17 protein-coding genes are annotated in these 16,914 nt (G+C 71.6%); 9 read left to right on the top strand and 8 right to left on the bottom strand.

The features are described 5' to 3' along the window. Positions 1-875: 875 nt before the first annotated feature. The 5 genes from coxB (at position 876) to ACXYMW_RS09505 (ending at position 6,451) form a co-directional block, all read left to right on the top strand. Positions 876-1,841 (top strand): cytochrome c oxidase subunit II, encoded by a 966-nt coding sequence (coxB, locus tag ACXYMW_RS09525; protein WP_459035136.1) that lies wholly within the window; start codon positions 876-878, stop codon positions 1,839-1,841. An 83-nt stretch (positions 1,842-1,924) separates the two neighbouring features. Further along, complete coding sequence (gene ctaD / locus ACXYMW_RS09520; protein ID WP_459035135.1) at positions 1,925-4,435, top strand: cytochrome c oxidase subunit I; 2,511 nt, start codon at positions 1,925-1,927, stop codon at positions 4,433-4,435. Between the two features lie 11 nt (positions 4,436-4,446). After that, positions 4,447-4,854, top strand: a complete 408-nt coding sequence (locus tag ACXYMW_RS09515) for a hypothetical protein (RefSeq protein ID WP_459035081.1) — start codon at positions 4,447-4,449, stop codon at positions 4,852-4,854. Further along, a complete protein-coding gene (locus tag ACXYMW_RS09510; protein WP_459035080.1) occupies positions 4,851-5,417 on the top strand; it encodes a cytochrome c oxidase assembly protein in 567 nt (188 codons plus the stop codon). Before ACXYMW_RS09515 ends, ACXYMW_RS09510 begins: the two co-directional genes overlap by 4 nt. Beyond that, the gene (locus tag ACXYMW_RS09505) at positions 5,414-6,451 is read left to right on the top strand and encodes a c-type cytochrome (protein ID WP_459035079.1); all 1,038 of its coding nucleotides are present in this window, start codon (positions 5,414-5,416) and stop codon (positions 6,449-6,451) included. Before ACXYMW_RS09510 ends, ACXYMW_RS09505 begins: the two co-directional genes overlap by 4 nt. Here ACXYMW_RS09505 and ACXYMW_RS09500 read toward each other — a convergent pair. Next, positions 6,421-6,900, bottom strand: a complete 480-nt coding sequence (locus tag ACXYMW_RS09500; RefSeq protein WP_459035078.1) for a low molecular weight protein-tyrosine-phosphatase — start codon at positions 6,898-6,900, stop codon at positions 6,421-6,423. The two genes, ACXYMW_RS09505 and ACXYMW_RS09500, sit on opposite strands and share 31 nt — an antisense overlap. Positions 6,901-6,957: 57 nt before the next feature. Here ACXYMW_RS09500 and ACXYMW_RS09495 point away from each other — a divergent pair, with 57 nt between their 5' ends. From ACXYMW_RS09495 to ACXYMW_RS09480, 4 genes are read left to right on the top strand one after another with little or no spacing between them, the layout of a single operon-like run. Continuing rightward, the gene (locus ACXYMW_RS09495; RefSeq protein ID WP_459035077.1) at positions 6,958-7,653 is read left to right on the top strand and encodes an NAD-dependent deacylase; all 696 of its coding nucleotides are present in this window, start codon (positions 6,958-6,960) and stop codon (positions 7,651-7,653) included. Next, on the top strand, positions 7,650-8,606 hold the full coding sequence (locus ACXYMW_RS09490; protein WP_459035076.1) for an endonuclease/exonuclease/phosphatase family protein: 957 nt from the start codon (positions 7,650-7,652) through the stop codon (positions 8,604-8,606). Before ACXYMW_RS09495 ends, ACXYMW_RS09490 begins: the two co-directional genes overlap by 4 nt. 31 nt (positions 8,607-8,637) lie before the next feature. Next, the gene (gene aroQ / locus ACXYMW_RS09485; protein ID WP_459035075.1) at positions 8,638-9,072 is read left to right on the top strand and encodes a type II 3-dehydroquinate dehydratase; all 435 of its coding nucleotides are present in this window, start codon (positions 8,638-8,640) and stop codon (positions 9,070-9,072) included. Positions 9,073-9,085: 13 nt separating this feature from the next. Further along, the gene (locus tag ACXYMW_RS09480) at positions 9,086-9,856 is read left to right on the top strand and encodes an HpcH/HpaI aldolase family protein (protein WP_459035074.1); all 771 of its coding nucleotides are present in this window, start codon (positions 9,086-9,088) and stop codon (positions 9,854-9,856) included. A gap of 45 nt (positions 9,857-9,901) precedes the next feature. Here the strand turns inward: ACXYMW_RS09480 and ACXYMW_RS09475 are convergent, their stop codons facing one another. From ACXYMW_RS09475 to ACXYMW_RS09445, 7 genes are all read right to left on the bottom strand, one after another. Next, a complete protein-coding gene (locus ACXYMW_RS09475) occupies positions 9,902-10,903 on the bottom strand; it encodes an ABC transporter substrate-binding protein (protein ID WP_459035073.1) in 1,002 nt (333 codons plus the stop codon). A 40-nt stretch (positions 10,904-10,943) separates the two neighbouring features. Beyond that, the gene (locus ACXYMW_RS09470) at positions 10,944-11,789 is read right to left on the bottom strand and encodes an ABC transporter permease (RefSeq protein ID WP_459035072.1); all 846 of its coding nucleotides are present in this window, start codon (positions 11,787-11,789) and stop codon (positions 10,944-10,946) included. Between the two features lie 100 nt (positions 11,790-11,889). Beyond that, complete coding sequence (locus tag ACXYMW_RS09465) at positions 11,890-12,813, bottom strand: ABC transporter permease (RefSeq protein WP_459035134.1); 924 nt, start codon at positions 12,811-12,813, stop codon at positions 11,890-11,892. A 133-nt stretch (positions 12,814-12,946) separates the two neighbouring features. After that, entirely contained in the window at positions 12,947-13,729 is a 783-nt protein-coding gene (locus ACXYMW_RS09460; RefSeq protein WP_459035071.1) for an ABC transporter ATP-binding protein, read from the bottom strand. A gap of 91 nt (positions 13,730-13,820) precedes the next feature. Next, positions 13,821-15,281, bottom strand: coding sequence for a dihydropyrimidinase (hydA, locus tag ACXYMW_RS09455; protein ID WP_459035070.1), 1,461 nt, complete (start codon positions 15,279-15,281; stop codon positions 13,821-13,823). Between the two features lie 74 nt (positions 15,282-15,355). Further along, positions 15,356-15,619, bottom strand: coding sequence for a hypothetical protein (locus ACXYMW_RS09450; RefSeq protein WP_459035069.1), 264 nt, complete (start codon positions 15,617-15,619; stop codon positions 15,356-15,358). After that, the gene (locus tag ACXYMW_RS09445; RefSeq protein WP_459035068.1) at positions 15,616-16,866 is read right to left on the bottom strand and encodes a Zn-dependent hydrolase; all 1,251 of its coding nucleotides are present in this window, start codon (positions 16,864-16,866) and stop codon (positions 15,616-15,618) included. Before ACXYMW_RS09445 ends, ACXYMW_RS09450 begins: the two co-directional genes overlap by 4 nt. Positions 16,867-16,914: the final 48 nt, after the last annotated feature.

Here is a 16,914-nt window from a genome sequence, read left to right as displayed (position 1 = left end):
GGGCTCCGGCCGGGGTTCGGCGGAGGCGGTGCGTCCGGGCGGTCCGGCCAAGGCGCGGCGCACGCGGTTCGACCCAGTTCTCCGGCCAGGGGGCCATCGCGCGCGGACCGGACAGGCCGGCCAGGGTGGCGGCGCGAACCGCTCCCGCGGACCGGCGATGGCGTCACGGCCTTTCCGGGCGGTCCGGCCACGGCGCGGCGCACGCGCTTCGACCCGGTGCTCCGGCCGGGGGGCCATCGCGCGCGGACCGAAACGCCCGGCCAGGGTGGCGGCACGGACCGCTCCCGCGGATCGGCGATGACGTCACGGCCCGTCTGGGCGCCGCCCCGGGCGCCGCGGCGGGTATCCCGCGCGCGATCCCGCCCCCCGCCTGGGCACTCCCGCGCGATGCCGCCGAGGGCCGGTCGGGGCACAATGTCGGTCGGCTCCCCGAAGCCGGACGCAGCGCCCCGGGGCAGACGCCCCCCGGGACCCCGGCCCGATCCCGGCGCGCACCCGGTCATTCCCGCGCGATGCCGTCGAGAGCCGGTCGGGGCTCGATGGCGGTAAGCTTCCCAATGCAGGACGCAGCGCTTAGGGGCAGACGCCCACCCGGGAGCCCCGGCCAGATCCCGCCCGGTCATTCCCGCGCGATGCCGCCGAGGGCCGGTCGGGCCTCCGTGGCGGTCAGCTCCCCGCAGCCGGACGCAGCGCCCGGGGCAGACGCACCCGAGGTCCCCGGCCGCCCGAACCCGCCGCGCGCCAAGAGAAAGTTCGCGCTGGCGGGAACCCGCCGGCGCGCCCCGGCATTGATCCCCAGACTGCGCGAACCGACGCGGTCGTGAACGGCACCGGGGACGGGTGGACATGAGGACATGAGCGCCGCCGCGCGACGCATCCTGGCGGCCCTGCCGGCCGCCGCGGCGCTGCTCCTGCTGGCGGCCTGCGCCGGCCCGCAATCCGTCCTCGATCCCGCCGGCCGCGAGGCCTCCGAGATCGCCCGCCTGTTCTGGGTCATGCTGGCCGGCGCGGTGGTGCTCTGGGTCGCGGTCAACGCGCTCTTCCTCTTCGTCACCCGCATCAAGCCGCAATCGATGTCGCGCTGGCTCGCCGAGGCGGTGATCGTCGGCGGCGGCATCGCCCTGCCGCTGGTGGTGCTCTCGGTGCTGCTGGTCTGGGGGCTCGGCCTGATGGCCGACCAGCGCCAGCCCGGCGACGGGCTCCGGCTGCGGATCACCGGCGAGCAGTTCTGGTGGCGTGTCGAATACCTCCCCGAGGGCGCCACCGAGCCGGTGATCAGCGCCAACGAGATCCGCCTGCCGGCGGGCCAGCGGGTCGACCTCGAACTGACCTCCGACACCGTCATCCATTCCTTCTGGGTGCCGGCTTTGGGCGGCAAGATGGACATGTTTCCCGGCCGCACCACCACCCTGACCCTGGAGGCCGAGACCCCCGGCACCTATCGCGGGCAATGCGCCGAATTCTGCGGCCTGAGCCACGCCCTGATGGCGTTCAACGCGGTGGTGATGCCGGAGGCCGACTTCGCCGCCTGGCTCGAGCAGGAGGCCGCCCCGGCAAGCGCCGCCGAGGGACCCGGCGCGGCGCTCTTCGCCGCCGAGGGCTGCGGCGGCTGCCACGCCGTGCGCGGCACCGAATGGGTCGCCAATGTCGGCCCCGATCTCAGCCATGTCGGGCGCCGCACCAGCCTCGCCGCGGGCATCCTGCCGATGACCGAGGAGGCTCTGGTGAGCTGGATCCGCGCCCCCGAGGCGCACAAGCCGGGCGTCGAGATGCCGGCCTACGACCACATGGACGAGGCCGACCTCGCGACCGTCGCCCGCTGGCTGATGGAGCTGAAATGACCGAGTCCACGGCCGATCCGAGCTACGTCTCCCCCGCCGGCGCGGCCGGCGGCGCCAGCGGGCCCTACCCGCCGACCGAGGAGATGCTGGCCCGCCCGGTGCCCGAGGCCGAGAGCGAGGCGCAGAAGGAACGGCTGAAGGCGGTCTGGGCCGAGCCCAAGGGCTGGCGCTACTGGTCGGCGGTGAACAATTCCGAGGTTGGCGCCTGGTATTCTCTGACCGCCTTCTTCTTCATGCTCTGCGCCGGGGTGCTGGCGCTGGTGATGCGGGCGCAGCTGGCCTTTCCCGAGAGCGACCTGATCTCGGCCCAGACCTACAACCAGTTCTTCACCATGCACGGCTCGGCGATGATGTTCCTCTTCGCCGTGCCGATGTTCGAGGCGATCTCGATCCTGCTGCTGCCGGCCTTCCTCGGCGCGCGGGACATGCCGTTCCCGCGGCTCTCGGCCTACGGCTACTGGTCGTTCCTGATCGGCGGCTGCTTCGTGCTGGGCTCGATCCTGTTCGGGGTGGCGCCGGAATCGGGCTGGTTCATGTATCCGCCGCTGGCCACCAAGGCCGAGGGCATGGGCCCCGACATCTGGCTCTTGGGCCTCTCCTTCATCGAGGTGGCCTCGATCGCCGCCGCGGTCGAGCTGCTGGTCGGCGCGCTGAAATGCCGGCCGCCGGGGATGCGGATCAACCTGATCCCGCTCTACGCCTGGTACGTCATCGTGGTCGGCGCGATGATCCTCTTCGCCTTCCCGCCGCTGATCGCGGGCGACTTCCTGTTCGAGCTCGAGCGCAGCTTCGACTGGCCGTTCTTCGACCCCGAGCGCGGCGGCGACCCGATGCTCTGGCAGCACCTGTTCTGGATCTTCGGCCATCCGGAGGTCTACATCATCTTCCTGCCCTCGATCGCGCTCGCCGCGATGATCGTGCCGACCGCGGCCAAGCGGCCCATCGTGGGGTATTCCTGGATCGTGCTCTCGGCGGTGGGCACCGGCTTCCTGAGCTTCGGGCTCTGGGTCCACCACATGTTCACCACCGGCCTGCCGGCGATCAGCCTCGGCTTCTTCTCGGCCGCCTCCGAGGCGGTGGTGATCCCGACCGGCATCCAGCTCTTCGCCTTCGTCGCCACGCTGATGGTCGGCCGCGTCACCATGAGCCTGCCGATGCTGTGGATCGCCGGCGCCCTGGCGATCTTCACCGCCGGGGGTCTCACCGGCGTGATGGTGGCGCTGGCGCCCTTCGACTGGCAGGCGCACGACACCTATTTCGTCGTCGCCCACCTGCATTACACGCTGTTCGGCGGCATGGTCCTGCCAATCATCGGCGGCGTCTATTACTTCTACCCGTTCTTCGCCAAGAAGAAGATGTCCGAGCGGCTCGGCCGCTGGTCGTTCTGGCTGACCTTCACCGGGTTCAACGTCACCTTCCTGCCGATGCACTATACCGGCCTGATGGGCATGCCGCGGCGGGTCTTCACCTATCCCGGCGACCTCGGCTGGGACTGGCCCAACCTGATCTCCAGCATCGGCGCCTTCGTGATGGCCGCGGGCATCCTGGTCTTCGCCTGGGATCTGGTGCGCCCCAAGACCCGCCAGCCGCTGACCGAGCGCAATCCCTGGGGCGGCGGCACGCTGGAATGGGCGCATGACGTGCCCGACATGAAATGGGGCGTGCGCTCCATCCCCTACATCACCTCGCGCTATCCGCTCTGGGAGCAGCCGCAGATCGTCGAGCGCATGGATGCCGGGCGCTTCTATCTCCCCGACAGCGAGGAGGGCCACCGCGAGACCCTGATCACCACGGTGATCGACGCCCGCCCGGTCGCCATCCAGCGCGTCACCGGCCCGGCCTGGGTGACCGTCTGGGCGGCGGTGTTCACCGGCGGCGCGTTCATCTTCCCGACCTTCCACTGGTACATGCCGGCGATCGTCTCGGGCGCGCTCGCCATCGCCTGCGTGATCTACTGGCTGTGGACCTCGACGGCGCTGATCCCCGCGCGCGATCGCCGCGATGCCGGGCTCGGGCTGACCCTGCCGACCTATATCTCGGGGCCGCCATCGGCCGGCTGGTGGGGCATGTGCATCACCATGCTGGGCGATGCCACGGCCTTTGCCAGCCTGGTCTTCGGGGTGTTCTTCTACTGGACCGCCGGCAGCGACTTCCCGCCCGAGGGCGCGACCCATGCCGGGCTGGCGGCGACGCTCGGCGGGGGAGCGCTGCTGCTCGGCGCGTGGGCGGCGACGACCGCGGCGGTGACGGTCAACCGGAAGGGGGCGCCGGGCGCCGCGGCCGGGCTGCACGGCGGCGCGGCGCTGGCCGCGGCGGCGGGCATCGCCGGTCTGGTCTGGGGCGTCATGGGCCCCGGGCTCGACCCGACCGCGCATGTCTACCCGGCGATGATGTGGGCCCTGGTGGTCTGGACCTCGGTGCATGCCGGCGCCGGCATCATCATGCAGCTCTACTGCGCCGCGGCGCTGGTCTTCGGGCGCGCCACGCCGCGGCACGACGCGCCGCTGCGCAACGTCGCGCTGTTCTGGCACTTCATGGCGGTGACCGTCGCGGTGACCGCCGCGATGGTGGCGCTGGTGCCGCGGGCGATGTGAGGGAGGCCGTCATGGTGCGCGATGTCAGACCCGCCGACCGCGAGATCGCCGAGGAGCAGAGCAGCCTCTGGCGGCTGGCCTTCGCGCCCACCATCTGGGCGCTGCACTTCGTCGCCAGCTACGGTTTCGCGGCGCTGAGCTGCGCCAAGTTCCCGGACTGGACGCTGGCCGGGCTGCCGGCCTGGCGCACCACCGTCTTCGCGCTCAGCGCGGTGGCGCTGGCGGCGATCCTGTGGATCGGCTGGCAGGCCTGGCGGCAATGGGACTTCCTCGACGATTTCGACTATTCGCACCACACCGCGGAGACCGAATCGCGGCACGAATTCCTCGGCCATGCGGGCTTCCTGCTGGCCGTCCTGTCGGTGCTGGGCGTGCTCGCCACGACGCTGCCCGCGATCCTGATCCGGACCTGCCTGTGAGGGCCGCGGCGTTCCTCCTCGCGCTGGGGCTGCTGACGCTGATCTGGGGCGGGCTGCTGACCGCGCGGCTGGGCGACGGCTTCGCCGCGCACATGCTGCGCCACATGACGCTGGTGGCGCTGGTGCCGCCGCTCCTGCTCTGGGCGCGGCCCGGGCTGGCCGCCCGCCTTGCCCCCAACGCGGCGCTGGCCCCGGCGCTCGATTTCGCGCTGGTCTGGGGCTGGCACCTGCCGGTGCTGCACGATGCCGTCCGCGTGCAGCCGGGCCTCTTCGCGCTGGAACAGGCGAGCTTTCTGCTGGCCGGGCTCGCGGTCTGGGCCGGGGCGCTGGGCGCGCGCAGCCCGCTCCTCGGCGCCGGCACGCTGCTGCTGACCACCATGCACATGACCCTGCTGGGCGCGCTGATCGTGCTCGCCCCGCGCCTGCTCTACGCCACCTGCGGCAGCCTGGCCGACCAGCAGACCGGCGGGCTGATCATGCTCGGCATCGGCACGCCGGTCTACCTGATCGCGGGTCTGGCGCTGACCGGGCGCGCCCTGACCCTGCGGGAGACGCCGGCATGAGAACCGTGATCAAGACCCTGGCCGTGCTCGCCGTGCTGGGCGCCCTGGGCGGCGCCGCGGTGGTGGTCTTCGGCCTCTACAACGTCTCCGCAAGGGTCGGCCACCTGCCCGGCGTCTCCTGGGTGCTGCACACCACCTTCCGCAACGCGGTGGCGCTGCGCGCCCCGCCCGAAAAGGAGGTGCCGGAGCTCACCGAGGCGATGGCGGCACTCGGCGCCAAGCACTTCGACAGCGCCTGCAAGATGTGCCACGCCGCCCCCGGCGCGCCGCAGAGCGCCACCATCCGCGCCATGGTGCCGGTGCCGCCGCGCATCGAGGAGGCGGTGGGCCATTGGGAGCCCGCCGAGCTGCACTGGATCGTCGACGAGGGCGTGAAGATGAGCGGCATGCCCTATTACCCCTCCGTGCGCGAGGACGAGGTCTGGCACATCGTCTCCTTCCTCACCCGGGTGGGCGAGATGGACGCCGCGACCTATGCCGAGCTGACCGCCCATGCGCCCGAGCCCGAGGCCTATTGCGCCTCCTGCCACGGCAAGGGCGGCCGCAGCGACAACCCCGAGATCCCGCGGCTCGACATCCTGTCCGAGGACTACGTCGCCATGGCGCTCGAGACCTACCGCGACGGCCGCCGCGAGAGCGGCATCATGCGGCACGCCATCTCGCAGTTCGACGCGGCGCAGATCGCCGAGTTCGCCGCCGAGTTCTCGGGCACGGCGCCGGTCCCGGCGGCGCCCGCGGGAGACGACATCGTGGCGCGCGGCCGCGCGCTTGCCCTGGCCAAGAACGGCGATCCCGACGTGCCGGCCTGCGACGCCTGCCACGGCCCGGCGCGCGCCGAGGCCAAGGCCCCGGGGCCGCGGCTCGACGGCCAGCACCGGCGCTATCTCGAGGCGCAGCTCAAGGTGTGGCGCGACGGCCTGCGCGGCGGCGGGCCGAGGGCCGAACTGATGCGGCGCGCCGCGCACGACCTGAGCGATGCCGACATCGCCGCGCTGGCCGCCTTCTACGCCGCCGGCGGGCGCGGCGCGCAATAGCCCAGCGCGTCGAGCAGGTCGGCGGCGGCGCGCTCCACGAGGTCGAGCGTCTCCTCGAAGTCGCGGGTGTAATAGGGGTCGGGCACGTGGTCGGCCGGCGCCCCGGTCAGGTAGTCGGTGAACATCGCCACCCGCGCCCGCGCGCCCGGCGGCGCCATCCGCTCGAGATGCGCGCGGTTCTCGGCATCGAGCGCCAGGATCAGGTCGAAGCGGTGGAAATCCTCGACCGTGACCTGCCGCGCCCGCTGCGCCGACAGGTCGTAGCCGCGCCGCAGGGCGGCGTCCTGCATGGCGCCGTAGGGCGGCGCACCGATGTGCCAGTCGCCGGTGCCGGCGCTCTCGATCTCGAGCGGCGCGCCGCGTTCCGCCGCCTTGGCGCGCAGCACGCCCTCGGCGGTGGGCGAACGGCAGATGTTGCCGAGACAGACGAAAAGAATACGCTGGGTCATGCACGGGCCTCCTCGGTCCCGGTTCTACCCCAGCGGCCCCAGCGACGGAAAGGCGGCATGGCAGGCGACAAGATCGTGATCCTCTCGGGCGCCGGGCTGTCGGCGGAAAGCGGGCTCGGCACCTTCCGCGACCGCGACGGCATCTGGAGCCGGGTGCGGATCGAGGACGTGGCCACGCCCGAGGCCTTCGCCCGCGACCCCGCCCGCGTCCACGCCTTCTACAACGCCCGCCGCGTCCAGGCGGCCAAGGCCAGCCCCAACCCGGCGCATCACGCGCTGGCGCGGCTGCAGCGCGCCCTGGGCGACCGGGCGGTGCTGGTGACGCAGAACGTCGACGGGCTGCTGGCCGCGGCGGGCGCCCGGGCGCTGCACATGCATGGCCGCCTCGCCGGTGCGCTCTGCGCCGCCTGCGGGCACCGCTGGGAGGCCCCGCCCGAGATGCATCCCGACGATGCCTGCCCTTCCTGCCAAGCCGCCGCCACCCGGCCCGACGTGGTCTGGTTCGGCGAGATGCCGCACCATCTCGACGAGATCGACGCGCATCTGGCCGAGGCTGGGCTGTTCGCCGCCATCGGCACGTCGGGCCAGGTCTACCCGGCCGCCGGCTTCGTCGAGATCGCCGCCGCCGCCGGCGCCGGGACGGTGGAGATCAACCTTGCCGACACCGAGACCTCGCCGGCCTTCGCGGAGCGTCTGACCGGGCCGGCCAGCGCGGTGGTTCCGGACTGGGTCGACCGCCTGCTGGCGCAATGAGCCGGGTGCGGCGGCGCGCGGCGTTCGGGCTCGTCGGCCTCGCCGCGGCGGCGATCCTCGTCGGCTGCCAGCTGCTCGGCCTCGGGGCCACCGCGCCCTGGCCCGAGAAGCCGCCGGGCGCGCTGCGGGTGGCGAGCTACAACGTCCACTACATCTACCTGAACCGCGCCGAGGGGGCCTGGTCGCGCGCCGACTGGGACCGCCGCCGCGACCCCCTGGCGCAGGCCGTGGCGGCGCTCGACGCCGATATCGTGGCCTTCCAGGAGATGGAGAGCTTCCAGGGCGGGTCGGATGGCAGCGTCAACCTCGCCCGCGACCACCTGCTGGCCCGCCTGCCCGAATTCGCCGCCGCGGCGGCGGGGCCGTGGCGCGACTTCCCCGCCACCCAGCCGATCTTCTACCGCCGCGACCGGCTGCGGCCGCGCGACGCGGGCTGGTTCTTCTTCTCCGAAACGCCCGAGGTGATCTATTCGCGGACCTTCGACGGCTCCTACCCCGCCTTCGCCTCCTGGGCGGTGTTCGAACGGCGCTCCGACGGCGCCCGGCTCGGCGTGCTCAACCTGCATCTCGACTATTCCAGCGGCGAGAACCGCCGCCGCTCGGCCGAACTCGTGGCCGCGCGGATGCGGCCGCGGATCGCCGCCGGCGAGGCCTGGGTGCTGGCCGGCGACCTGAATGCCCGCCACGGCTCGGAGCTCCACGCCATCCTCGAGGGCGCGGGCTTCGGCTTCCTGCCGGTGGCCGGCGCGACCTACCATTTCAACCGCGGGCTCGACCTGTTCGGCGCCATCGACCACCTCGCCCTGGCCGGGCCGGTGGCGGCGCTCGGCCCGCCCGCGGTGCTGCGCCGGCGCTTCGACGGCGAATGGCCGAGCGACCATTACCCGGTCGCCGCCGATCTCCGCCTGGCCTGCCCACAGCCATGCTCGACACCTCCCCGCCCGGCGGACTAGGCTGCGGCAAAAACCGCGGTGCGAGAGACTTATGCCCCTGATCTATGTCCTGAACGGCCCCAACCTGAACCTGCTCGGCAAGCGCCAGCCCGAGATCTACGGGCACGAGACGCTGGCCGATGTCGAGGCGCTGTGCCGGGCCGCCGCCGGCGACGGTCACGCCATCCGGCTGCTGCAATCGAACCACGAGGGCCAGATCATCGACTGGATCCACGCCGCCCGCGACGAGGCGGCGGCGATCGTCATCAACCCCGCCGCCTACACCCACACCTCGGTGGCGATCCTCGACGCGCTCAACGCCTTCGACGGCCCGGTGATCGAGGTCCACCTGTCGCAGGTCCACAAGCGCGAGCCCTTCCGCCACCATTCCTACGTGTCCAAGCGCGCCGACGGGGTGATCGCGGGGCTCGGCATCGAGGGTTACGCCGCCGCCATCCGCCGCATCGTCCAGCTGTGCCCCGCCTGAGGAGAAAGACGGCATGGAGCTTCCCCGCAACGCCTTCAAGGCCGCGCTCGCCGCGGGCCGGCGCCAGATCGGCCTCTGGTGCACCCTGCCCGACCCGGCGATCCTCGAGATGCACGCGCAATGCGGCTATGACTGGCTGCTGATCGATACCGAGCACACCCCGATCGATGTCGAGCGCGCGCTGCCCCTGCTGCAGGCGGTGGCCGCCGCCGGCCAGCCGGTCTCGGCGGCGATCCGGCCGGGCTGGAACGATCTCGTGGAGATCAAGAAGGCGCTCGACATCGGCGCCCAGACCATCGTCGTGCCCTACGTGCAATCGGCCGAGGAGGCCGAGGCGGCGGTGGCGGCCCTGCACTACCCGCCCCGCGGCGTGCGCGGCGTCGGCGGCTCGACCCGGGCCAGCCGCTACGGCATGGTGGCCGATTACGCCGGCCGCGCCTCCGACGAGCTCTGCCTGATCCTGCAGGTCGAGACCCGCGCCGCGCTCGACGCGCTGGACGACATCCTGGGGGTCGAGGGGGTCGACGGCATCTTCATCGGGCCGGCCGATCTCTCGGCCTCGCTGGGCCATGCCGGCAATCCCTCGCATCCCGAGGTGCGCGGCGCCATCCTCGACGCCACGCGGCGGATCCGCGCCGCCGGCCGCGCCCCGGGCATCCTCACCCACGATGACAGCCTGCTGCGCGGGGCGGCCGAGGCCGGGGCGCTGTTTCTCGCCCTCGGCGTCGATCTGGTGCTGCTGCGCGGCGCGGTCACCGCCCGCCGCGCCGCCTGGCACGACTGAAAAGGGGCCGGCGGGGGGCGCGCCCCGCCGGCCCCGGGCGGCGGCTCAGTTCAGCGCCTGGTCGGTGACGTCGTGGGTCCAGGCGCCCTCGGGCTCCTTGGTGATCGCCGGGTTCTCCTCGCTCACCGCCGACAGCAGCGTCTGCACCGTCTGCTCATAGCTCGCGGGGTCGAGCGCACCGTCCGAGCCCTCGGTCAGCTTGGCGATCTCGCCCATCATGTAGGTCTGGTGCTCCAGCGTCTGGGCCCCGGTCATGTCGTTGTCGACGACGATCTGGGCGGCCTCCTCGGGGTTCTCCTCGGCGTATTTCCAGCCCTTCATCGAGGCCCGCACGAACCGCGCCATCTTGTCGACGAAGTCCGGATCCTCGAGATCCTCCTCGAGCACGTAGAGCCCGTCCTCCAGCATCCCGATGCCCTGCTCGAGATAGTTGAAGTTGACCAGGTCGTCCTCGGAATAGCCGGCATCGAGCACCTGGCCGTATTCGTTGTAGGTCATGGTCGAGATGCAGTCGGCCTGCCCGTTCAGCAGCGGGTCGACGTTGAAGGCCTGCTTCAGCACCGTCACGCCGTCCTCGTCGGCGCCGTCGGTGGCGATGCCGAGCTGCGCCATCCAGGCATAGAACGGGTATTCGTTGCCGAAGAACCAGACGCCCAGCGTGCGGCCGGGGAAGTCCTCGGGACTGGAAACCCCGGTCTCCTTCAGGCAGGTCAGCTGCAGCCCGCCGGTGGCGAAGGGCTGGGCGATGTTGACCAGCGGCACGCCGCGCTCGCGCGCCGCCAGCGCCGCCGCCATCCAGGTCACGATGACATCCGCGCCGCCGCCGGCGATGACCTGCTCGGGGGCGATGTCGGGGCCGCCGGGCTTGATGGTGACGTCGAGGTTCTCCTCGTCGTAGAAGCCCTGCGCCTCGGCCACGTAATAGCCCGCGAACTGCGCCTGGGTGACCCATTTCAGCTGTAGCGTCACCGCGTCCTGGGCCAGCGCGGTTTGCGCGACCAGGCTCAGCGCGGCGGCGCCGAGGGCGCCGGGGATCAATGTCTTCATCGCATACCTCCTTGTCGGTCCTGTCTTTCCGCCCGGCATCTCAGCGCCGGTGCGACGGGTGCCAGAACGTGACCCGAGCCTCGAGCGCCGCGATGGCGCCGTAGAACAGCGTGCCGGCGATCGCCGCCACGGCAATCTCCGCCCAGACCATGTCGAGCGCAAGCTGCCCGACCGAGGTGGAGATGCGGAACCCGACCCCGGCCACCGGGGAGCCGAAGAATTCCGCCACGATCGCCCCGATCAGCGCCAGCGTGGTGGAGATCTTCAGCCCGTTGAAGACGAAGGGCATCGCCGCCGGCAGCCGCAGCTTCAGGAAGCTCTGCCAGTAGCCGGCGCCGTAGGTCCGCATCAGGTCGCGCTGCATGGCGCCGGTATCGGCGAGCCCCGCCACGGTGTTGACCAGCATCGGGAAGAACACCATGACCACCACCACCGCGGCCTTGGATTGCCAGTCGAAGCCGAACCACATGACCAGGATCGGCGCGGTGCCGACGATCGGCAGCGCGGCCATGAAATTGCCCACCGGCAAGAGGCCGCGGCGCAGGAAGTCGAAGCGGTCGGCGACGATGGCCACCGCGAAGGCCGCGGCGCAGCCCATCAGGTAGCCCGACAGCGCGCCCTTGAGCACGGTCTGGACGAAATCCGTCCACAGCACCGAGAGATTGGCGGCGAAGGTCGCGGCGATCGCCGAGGGTGCCGGCAGGATCACCCCGGGCACGTCGAGCCCGCGCACCACCAGCTCCCACAGCAGCAGCAGCGTCACGCCGAAGAGCGCCGGCACCGCCATGCGCACCGCCGGGCGGTCCGCTGCGGGCCCGTTGGCGAGCCGCGCATTGGCCCACCAGGCCAGCGCCCAGAGCGCCAGCGCCAGGATCACCAGAGCCATGCCCGCATCCCTCCTTCTTCTGAGCCGAAATATCCTCGGGGGGGCGCGGCCCGCCGGGCCGCGCGGGGGGCAGAGAGCCCCCCCCCGGGGCCGCACCGGCTCACCGCGCCATCCCCATGCGCGCCAGCACCGCGCGCTCGATCAGCCCCAGGAGCCCGACGGCGAGCGCCGCGAGGATCGCCGCGGCGAAGAGCGCCGACCAGATCTGCACGGTCTGCCCGTAATAGCTGCCCGCCAGCAGCCGCGCGCCGAGCCCGGCCGAGGCGCCGGTCGGCAGCTCGCCCACGATGGCGCCGATCAGCGAGGCCGCGATGCCGATCTTCAGCGAGGCGAAGAGATAGGGCATCGAGGCCGGCAGCCGCAGCTTGAAGAAGGTCTGCGGCTTCGAGGCGCCGTAGGTGGCGAGCAGGTCGAGCTGCATGCCGTCCGGCGCCCGCAGCCCCTTCACCATGCCGACCACGACCGGGAAGAAGGACAGGTAGGCCGAGATGATCGCCTTCGGCACGATGCCCTGGATGCCCACCGAATAGAGCACCACGATGATCATCGGCGCGATGGCGATGATCGGGATGGTCTGGCTGACGATGGCCCAGGGCAGCACCGACATGTCCATGACGCGGGAATGCACGATCCCCACCGCCAGCAGGATGCCCAGCGCGGTGCCCATGACGAAGCCCAGCAGCGTCGCCGAGAGCGTCACCCAGCCGTGATAGACCAGGCTGCGCTTGCTGCTGGGCGCGACGCTCAGCGTCGAGGCCCAGAGCTCGGCCGCCACCTGGTGCGGCGCCGGCAGCTGGGCGCGCTCCTGGGTGAAGGCGCCGGACAGCGCCACGCCGGGATTGGCCAGCGCCTGGGCCAGGCCCGACATGCCGCGGCGCTCGGCAGGGCTCTCCGGGGTGACGGCGACGCCGGCGCGCGACGCCGCCAGCACCGATTGCGGGGCGTTCATCGGGATGCAGGCGAGATACCACAGCGCCAGCAGCGCCGCGACCACGGTCAGGACCGGCAGCGTGGTGCGGCCCATGCCGCGCGACCACAGCGCGACCCGGCCCGAGCGGCCGATCCCGGCCCCCTGGGCGGCCAGCGGGGCGGTGCGTGCGCTCATGCTGCCGCCTCCCGGCGCCGGACGGGCCGGGCGCCGCGCCCTGCCCCGGCCATCACGCCGCCTCCATGCCGGCGCGCAGGCCCTCGCGGACCCGGTGGGCGATCTCGATGAAGGCGCGGCTGTCGCGGATCTCCAGCGGGCGCTGGCGCGGCAGCGGGCTGTCGATGACGTCCGAGATGCGCCCCGGCCGCGGGCTCATCACCACGATCTTGGTCGACAGATAGACCGCCTCGGGGATCGAATGGGTGACGAAGAGCATGGTCTTGCCAGTGCGGTCCCAAAGCTTCAGCAGCTCCTCGTTGAGCCGGTCGCGGACGATCTCGTCGAGCGCGCCGAAGGGTTCGTCCATCAACAGAAGTTCGGCATCGAAGCTCAGCGCGCGGGCGATCGAGGCGCGCTGCTGCATGCCTCCCGAGAGCTGCCAGGGATATTTCTTCTCGAACCCGGCGAGGTCCACCAGTTCCAGGGTCTCGCGCACCCGGCGGGCCTTCTCCGCGCCGGAAAAGCCCATGATCTCGAGCGGCAGGCGGATATTGCCGCCGATGGTGCGCCAGGGATAGAGCCCGGCGGCCTGGAAGACGTAGCCGTAGAGCCGGGCGCGGCGCGCCTCGTCGGGGCTCATCCCCTTGACCGTCAGGGTGCCCGCGGTTGGCGTCTCGAGCCCCGCCACGCAGCGCAGGAAGGTGGTCTTGCCGCAGCCCGAGGGGCCGATGAAGGAGACGAACTCGCCCTCGCCCACATCGAGGTTCACGTCCTTCAGGGCATGGACCGGGCCGTCATTGGTCCGGAAGGTGAGGTTCAGATCCTTGGCGTGGATCACGGGGGATGCGCTCATCGGGCGGGTCCTCCGGTCGGGCTGAGGGGCGCCCGCGCGGGGCGGCGGACGCGGCGGTGCTGCGGCTGGCTCGATCGCTGGCGCACCTGCCTCAGACCCCCGCGGGGATGTTGAGCGGGTCGCGGTGGATCTGCTTGGGCGCGGTCAGCGCCTTCCACTTCGACAGCGCCTGATGCGCCGAGGGGAAGGCCGGGCGCGGCACGAAGCGGCCGCGGCCGGGCTGCGGCTGGGAGTTCTGGCCCCAGGCCCAGATCACCTCGCCGCGGCTCAGCGTGTAGCGCGGCTGCGCCTTGACCTCGAAGCCCTCGAAGACGTTGTAATCGAGGATCGAATGGTGGTTCGAGGCGCTGATCGTCTTGGTGATCTTCGGATCCCAGACCACGATGTCGGCATCGGCGCCTTCCACGATCGCCCCCTTCTTGGGGTAGATGTTGAGGATCTTGGCGACATTCGAGGAGGTCACGGCGACGAACTCGTTGGGCGTCAGCCTCCCGGTCTCCACGCCGTGGGTCCAGAGCACGCCGAGCCGCTCCTCGAGCCCGTTCGAGCCGTTGGGGATCTTGGTGAAATCCTTCACGCCCATGCGCTTCTGCTCGGTCGAGAAGGCGGCGTGGTCGGTGGCCACGACCTGCAGCGACCCGGCCTGGAGCCCGGCCCAGAGGCTGTCCTGGTGGTCCTTGGAGCGGAACGGCGGCGACATCACCCGGCGCGCGGCATGGTCCCAGTCCTTGTTGAAATACTCGCTCTCGTCGAGCGTCAGGAACTGCACCAGCGGCTCGCCATAGACCCGCATGCCCTTCTGCCGGGCCCGCCGGATCGCCTCGTGCGCCTGTTCGCAGGAGACGTGCACGATGTAGAGCGGCACGCCGGCGGCATCGGCGATGGTGATGGCGCGGTTCGCCGCCTCGCCCTCGAATTCCGGCGGCCGCGAATAGGCGTGGCCCTCGGGCCCGGTGATGCCCTGCTCGAGCATCTGCTGCTGCATGTCGGCCACCAGGTCGCCGTTCTCGGCATGCACCATGGGCAGCGCGCCGAGCTCCCGGCAGCGCTTGAACGAGGCGAACATCTCGTCGTCCTCGATCATCAGCGCGCCCTTGTAGGCCATGAAGTGCTTGAACGAATTGACGCCCATCTCCACGGCGTCCTTCATCTCGTTGAAGATGGTCTCGTTCCAGCCGGTCACCGCCATGTGGTAGCCGATGTCCGAGCAGATCTGCGGCGCCGACTTGCGGTGCCATTCCTGGATCGCGTTCTTGATCGAGCCGTCGGCGCCGGGCAGGCAGAAATCCACCAGCATGGTGGTGCCGCCGACCGCCGCCGCCCAGGTGCCGGTCTCGAAGGTCTCGGCCGCGGTGGTGCCCATGAAGGGCATCTCGAGATGGGTGTGCGGGTCGATGCCGCCGGGGATCACGTAGGCGCCCTCGGCGTCGATCACCTCGTCGCCCTTCAGGTCCGCGCCGATCTGCTTGATCGTCTCGCCCTCGATCAGCACGTCGGCCTTCCAGGTGCGGTCGGCGGTGACGATCGTGCCGTTCTTGATGACCTTGGTCATGGTTGTCTCCCTGTCGTTCTGCCGGCGCGGTTTTTGTGCGCCGTTATCCTGTTGCGGCGCCCCGGCCGCCGTCCTCAGCCGCCGCGCGCCGCGTCGGGGCCGGCGCAGACCGGCCGGCCGTCGGCGTCGCGCACCAGCTCCGCGGGCCCGCCCGAGGCCGGCACCACGGTCTGGCAGCCATTGCCGTCGATCACCAGGGCCGCGCCCTCGGTGTCCTCGACGATGGTGGTGTCGCCGATCTGGCGCACCCCCGGCGCGGTTTCCACGCCGGCACCGCCGCCCAGCCCGCCGCAGCCCGCCAGCGCGAGCCCGAGGCAGAGGGCGGCGGCGGGCCTCACGCGGCGATCTCCGCGGTCTCCACCACCGCGTGCAGCAGCACGTCGGCGCCGGCCTTTGCCCAGTCCTTGCTGATCTCCTCGGCCTCGTTGTGGCTCAGCCCGTCGACGCAGGGGCACATGACCATGGCGGTCGGCGCCACCCGGTTGATCCAGCAGGCATCGTGGCCGGCGCCCGAGACGATGTCGCGGTGCGAATAGCCCAGACGCTCGGCGGCGCCGCGGATCGCCGCCACGCAGCCGGGATCGAAGGTCACCGGGTCGAAATGGCCCACCGGCTCGATGGCGATGCCGAGGCCCAGGTCGCGGGCGATCTCCGCCGCCTCGGCCTCCAGCTGCTCGCGCATCGCCGTCAGCTTGCCGAGATCGGGCGAGCGGAAGTCGATGGTGAAGACCGCGCGGCCGGGAATCACGTTGCGCGAATTGGGGTAGACGTTGGCCTGCCCGACCGCGCCCACCGCGTCGGGCTGGTGCGCCATGGCGATGCGGTGCACCGCCTCGGTGATCCGCGCCATTCCGAGCCCGGCATTGACCCGCATGTCCATCGGGGTGGAGCCGGTATGCGCATCGCGCCCGGTCAGCGTCACCTCGAGCCACCACAGGCCCTGGCCGTGGGTGACCACGCCGATCTCCTTGCCCTCGGCCTCGAGGATCGGCCCCTGTTCGATATGCAGCTCGAAGAAGGCGTGCATCTTGCGTGCGCCGACCTCCTCGTCGCCGCGCCAGCCGATGCGGTCGAGCTCGTCGCCGAAGCGCTTGCCCTCGGCATCCTCGCGGGCCTCGGCCCAGCCCTGGTCGTGGACGCCGGCGAAGACGCCAGAGGCCAGCATCGCCGGCGCGAAGCGGGTGCCTTCCTCGTTGGTCCAGTTGGTCACCACGATCGGCCGTTTCGTCTTGATCCCCAAGTCGTTCAGGGTGCGCAGGATCTCGAGCCCGCCCAGCACCCCGAGCACGCCGTCATACTTGCCGCCGGTGGGCTGCGTGTCGAGATGCGATCCGACATAGACCGGCAGCGCCTCGGGATCGGCGCCCTCGCGCCGGGCGAACATGTTGCCGAGCCGGTCCAGCCCCATCGTGGCGCCGGCCGCCTCGCACCAGCGCTGGAACAGCGCCCGGCCCTCGGCATCGGCGTCGGTCAGGGTCTGGCGGTTGTTGCCGCCGGCAATGCCGGGGCCGATCCGCGCCATCTCCATCAGACTGTCCCAAAGACGGTCGCCGTCGATCCGCAGGTTCTCGCCCGGTGCTGCCATGTCACATCCCTGTCGTTTCCGCCGTCCCCGTCCCGCGCTTGCGGCTTG

Source organism: Roseivivax sp. CAU 1761 (assembly GCF_054482755.1).
Note: the sequence above shows the minus strand (reverse complement) of the source record. Positions and strands in the feature narration are given on the sequence as shown.

Bases quoted from the DNA above. Each gene is read 5' to 3' on its own strand.
- hydA (WP_459035070.1), bottom strand. From the start codon at position 15,281: ATGACCAAGGTCATCAAGAACGGCACGATCGTCACCGCCGACCGCACC.
- ACXYMW_RS09490 (WP_459035076.1), top strand. From the start codon at position 7,650: ATGAGCCGGGTGCGGCGGCGCGCGGCGTTCGGGCTCGTCGGCCTCGCC.
- ACXYMW_RS09495 (WP_459035077.1), top strand. From the start codon at position 6,958: ATGGCAGGCGACAAGATCGTGATCCTCTCGGGCGCCGGGCTGTCGGCG.
- ACXYMW_RS09515 (WP_459035081.1), top strand. From the start codon at position 4,447: ATGGTGCGCGATGTCAGACCCGCCGACCGCGAGATCGCCGAGGAGCAG.
- aroQ (WP_459035075.1), top strand. From the start codon at position 8,638: ATGCCCCTGATCTATGTCCTGAACGGCCCCAACCTGAACCTGCTCGGC.
- ACXYMW_RS09470 (WP_459035072.1), bottom strand. From the start codon at position 11,789: ATGGCTCTGGTGATCCTGGCGCTGGCGCTCTGGGCGCTGGCCTGGTGG.
- ACXYMW_RS09460 (WP_459035071.1), bottom strand. From the start codon at position 13,729: ATGAGCGCATCCCCCGTGATCCACGCCAAGGATCTGAACCTCACCTTC.
- ctaD (WP_459035135.1), top strand. From the start codon at position 1,925: ATGCTGGCCCGCCCGGTGCCCGAGGCCGAGAGCGAGGCGCAGAAGGAA.
- ACXYMW_RS09500 (WP_459035078.1), bottom strand. From the start codon at position 6,900: ATGACCCAGCGTATTCTTTTCGTCTGTCTCGGCAACATCTGCCGTTCG.
- ACXYMW_RS09505 (WP_459035079.1), top strand. From the start codon at position 5,414: ATGAGAACCGTGATCAAGACCCTGGCCGTGCTCGCCGTGCTGGGCGCC.
- ACXYMW_RS09445 (WP_459035068.1), bottom strand. From the start codon at position 16,866: ATGGCAGCACCGGGCGAGAACCTGCGGATCGACGGCGACCGTCTTTGG.
- ACXYMW_RS09480 (WP_459035074.1), top strand. From the start codon at position 9,086: ATGGAGCTTCCCCGCAACGCCTTCAAGGCCGCGCTCGCCGCGGGCCGG.
- ACXYMW_RS09465 (WP_459035134.1), bottom strand. From the start codon at position 12,813: ATGGGCCGCACCACGCTGCCGGTCCTGACCGTGGTCGCGGCGCTGCTG.
- ACXYMW_RS09475 (WP_459035073.1), bottom strand. From the start codon at position 10,903: ATGAAGACATTGATCCCCGGCGCCCTCGGCGCCGCCGCGCTGAGCCTG.